The sequence below is a fragment of the Thermogemmatispora sp. genome (assembly GCF_019683755.1).
Taxonomy (GTDB): domain Bacteria; phylum Chloroflexota; class Ktedonobacteria; order Ktedonobacterales; family Ktedonobacteraceae; genus Thermogemmatispora.
Genome location: NZ_JADGHT010000431.1, coordinates 1 through 3437, shown reverse-complemented (window position 1 = coordinate 3437; position 3437 = coordinate 1). Strand labels below are relative to the sequence as shown.

The 3437-nt window shown below is 56.4% G+C and carries 4 protein-coding genes; 3 read left to right on the top strand and 1 reads right to left on the bottom strand.

Translation table 11 applies throughout. The features are described from left to right. Positions 1–326: 326 nt before the first annotated feature. From IRZ24_RS18370 to IRZ24_RS18360, 3 genes are all read left to right on the top strand, one after another. On the top strand, positions 327–557 hold the full coding sequence (locus tag IRZ24_RS18370) for a hypothetical protein (RefSeq protein ID WP_297167551.1): 231 nt from the start codon (positions 327–329) through the stop codon (positions 555–557). 25 nt (positions 558–582) lie between these two features. Then, positions 583–1398: a methyltransferase gene (locus tag IRZ24_RS18365; RefSeq protein WP_297167548.1), complete on the top strand. Its 816-nt coding sequence runs from the start codon at positions 583–585 to the stop codon at positions 1396–1398. A 67-nt stretch (positions 1399–1465) separates the two neighbouring features. After that, entirely contained in the window at positions 1466–2734 is a 1269-nt protein-coding gene (locus IRZ24_RS18360) for an MFS transporter (RefSeq protein WP_297167545.1), read from the top strand. 294 nt (positions 2735–3028) lie between these two features. Here the strand turns inward: IRZ24_RS18360 and IRZ24_RS18355 are convergent, their stop codons facing one another. After that, the gene (locus IRZ24_RS18355) at positions 3029–3214 is read right to left on the bottom strand and encodes a hypothetical protein (protein ID WP_156025450.1); all 186 of its coding nucleotides are present in this window, start codon (positions 3212–3214) and stop codon (positions 3029–3031) included. Between the last annotated feature and the right edge of the window lie 223 nt (positions 3215–3437).

Genomic DNA, 3437 nt, shown 5'->3' with positions numbered 1-3437 from the left:
GTAATATCTAGTATTGCAGAGATGATGAACTCAGTTTCTGGCTAGGAAGTCCCAGCTACTATCGAGTGGAGGATAGTATGCAACCACGAAAAGAGGCGATCATCTCCCTTCACCCAGACATTGTACACCGCTCCGAACCGTTTGGGGGAGTCCTCTTTAATCTTGAGACCAAAGCTTTTCACCCAGTAAATGAGCCCGGCTACCGACTTATTCAACTCTTAGACACTCATCCCAGTGTGGGGTAGCTCGAGTCTAAGATCCAGGAGTGGTACACGTCTGCGTTGTCCCAACCAATCGCAGAGGCACAGGCAGAGGACATTTGTACTATGTTTCTGGATGAGTTGCATCACCGGCAACTTATCCAGGGATACCCTCAAGAGGATGAAGTACGTCCCCCAAATCCGTCGATGACAGCATCGCCTCTGCCCGCTCATCTCAAGCTCAAAGCCCCGCTTGTGGTTTCACTCAGTACGCTCTTCACCTGTAACCTCTTCTGCACTCATTGTTATGTTGGCTCAACGAGTGAGATCCGACCAGATAACTTTACGTACGGTTGAAGAGTTATGCCAAATCCTTACCAGATTGAAAGAGTTAGAGGTCTTTGATGTTGTCATTACCGGCGGCGAGCCACTCCTGCTCAAAGGGATCTTTGAGGTGCTTCAGCACGCAAAGTCCCTTGGTTTGTATATTTGCCTCAATACGAATGGTACCATTGTTACCCCACGAATTGCCCAACGGCTTCGCGACATCGGCGTTGATTGTGTGAAAGTCAGCATCGATTCAGCAAACGCTGCCGTCCATGACCGCTTCCGTGGACAGGTTGGCGCCTTTCGCAGAAGCCTGAGTCCATTTCACACGCTCCTGGATATTGGCGGAGGAGCAGGGACGTGTTCAATCGCTTTGTGTCTGGCTTACCCTCACCTTCATGCTACCATATTTGACCTTCCCGGCACACTGCCGATGACACAACAAATGACCCAGCAAGCGAACTTACAGGACCGGATCAACCTGATCGCGGGAGATGTAACCAAGGATGGACTCCCGGGAATCTACGATGCGGTCCTGGTCTCTCATGTGGTTCATTGGCTGGATGAAGAGCAAATTTCCCTGCTCTTCAACAAAGTGTCTACCGCACTGGAAGATCATGGTATGGTGCTTGTGCGAGATTTCTTTCTGGAAACGAGTAAGACTGCCCCCAGGCAGACAGCAGTCTTTTCGGTTTCTCTACTGGTGCAGGGGGGAAGCCGATGCTACAGCTTCGATGAAGGAGCGACGTGGTTAACCCAAGCTGGCTTTCGTCGAGGAGCAGAGAAGATACCCAGAGAACTCATTCTAGCCAAGAAGCAGGTCAGGGACGAAGACGGAAGGGAGACCAGCGAATGCGGCCATATGGGATAAAGAGAAACGTGGACATCCTCCTCCTCGGGCTTTCTCCACTGCCTTCCGGGCGAACAAGGAGGGTCTGATGCAGGCGCAGAAGGTGAGTCTCTGGCGTCATCCAAATTTCCTGAAGCTGTGGATTGGGCAAAGCGTTTCGCTCTTTGGCGACCAGATCACCTTGCTCGCTGTGCCGCTGGTGGCCGTGGTGACGCTGCACGTTCCTGCCGCGCAACTGGGTTTCCTCGGCGCTACGGAAACCGCCCCGATCCTGGTTCTGGGACTCATGGCAGGGGTTTGGGTCGATCGGTTACCACGGCGCCTGCTGCTGATTGGTGCAGATCTTGGGCGGGCGGTGTTACTGCTCCTCATTCCTCTGGCAGCATGGCTCGGCCTGCTGCATATGCTGATCCTCTATATTGTAGCGTTTGGCGTGGGGACGCTTTCTGTCTTCTTTGGGGTAGCATATCAGGCCTTTCTTCCAACGTTGCTTCCACGCGAACAATTAATCGAGGGCAACAGCAAGCTTGAGATCAGCCGCTCAGGGTCTCAGGTGGCTGGCCCAGCGATCGCGGGCTTCCTGATGCAATTCGTCACTCCCCCTTTTGCTATTCTTCTCGACGCTGGCTCCTTCCTCTGGTCTGCTCTTTGTGTGAGCCTGATCCGCGCACAGGAGCCTGGACCACCACCGCGGCGCGAGCAGCGGCATCTCTGGGCGGAGATGATGATAGGGCTTCGCTTTGTGTTTGGCAATCCGATTCTGCGAGCGATTGCCGGCTGCACTGGAACCGCCAACCTCTTCGGCAGTGTGATTACGACTATCCTTGTACTGTATTTGGTTCGCGACCTCGGAGCGACTGCCGGGCTCCTGGGGATTATCTCTGCCAGTAGTAATCTGGGCTTTCTCTTTGGCGCAACACTCGCACGGCGCACTGCCACGCGTTTTGGCCTCGGCAGGACCCTGGTGGGTGCTCCCATCCTGGCAAGCATCGGCGCCTTGCTCATCCCGCTGGCACGCGGTCCGCTCATGCTCGCTGTGCCCCTGCTTATAGGAGCACAGTTCCTGGGGAGTCTTGGGGGGACCATCTATAGTATCAACCAGTTGACATTACGACAGACGATTACCCCGGAACGCCTGCAGGGACGGATGAGTGCAAGTATGCGCTTCATTGTGATTGGAGCCATGCCCATAGGCGCACTCCTCGGGGGGATGTTAGGGCAAACCATCGGCTTATGGCCGACATTAGTGGTCGGAGCAGCCGGTCGATTGCTCCCGGTCCTCTGGGTGTGGTTCTCCCCTATTCGACACACCGCCGATCAATGGCTCGCGAAGGAATCTGCACAACTTCCGGTATAAATAGCACCAGGGAGAGCGCGAATCGATGAAAGGTATCTCCTCTTCGAGTAGTGGTACCAGGGAGCTTGTGCTCGCATTCCCCACTACTTTGCGGCTGGTGACAGCTTACGTAGCACTCCCCCTGAGAGCGTCTCCGTTCCGCCACGGAGAGCTGAACGGTGCCCATAAAGCGTTCAGCGTCGTCGTGATCCGTTGGCGTACCGGCCGGACTCATCGAGCACAACACATGGGGCACCCTGCTGCTGGCACGGCTGGGATAGGTAGATTGCTTGCGCTTGCGTCTGGCCGCCACCCCTATTGTTTCATCACCCGCCTGGCGCGCTTTTTCCCCATCTTGAGCAGGGCCGCCGGCTTGCGATGGCCCGGCGTGTCATCGATGTCGTGCCACCGTTCGCGAGCGAGGGAGACCTGCTTGCCTTTGTGCGCCTGCTTTCCACGCAGATACAGCCGGTTGCGGGCGATCCCCAATGCTCGTGCCACCTGGCTTTTCGTGTAGGAGCTGCCCGGCTGACACCATTGATGACCAGCTCCACGCCGTCCCCACTGCGTGATTGCTATCGGTGGGTGGCCCGCTCCGAAGGCGGGCGCAGCTGCGGAACCCGGCCAGGGAGTGGTTCAGATGAAGGGGGACGCTGCACGCGGTCGGCCCGGAGGCGCTGATGGTGCTGGAGCTGCTCCCGCTGTTGCTGATGAGGAGAGGGAT

What these genes read in the sequence shown, in the direction of transcription:
- IRZ24_RS18370 (WP_297167551.1), top strand. Translation starts at nt 327, where the DNA reads ATGTTTCTGGATGAGTTGCATCACCGGCAACTTATCCAGGGATACCCT.
- IRZ24_RS18360 (WP_297167545.1), top strand. Translation starts at nt 1,466, where the DNA reads ATGCAGGCGCAGAAGGTGAGTCTCTGGCGTCATCCAAATTTCCTGAAG.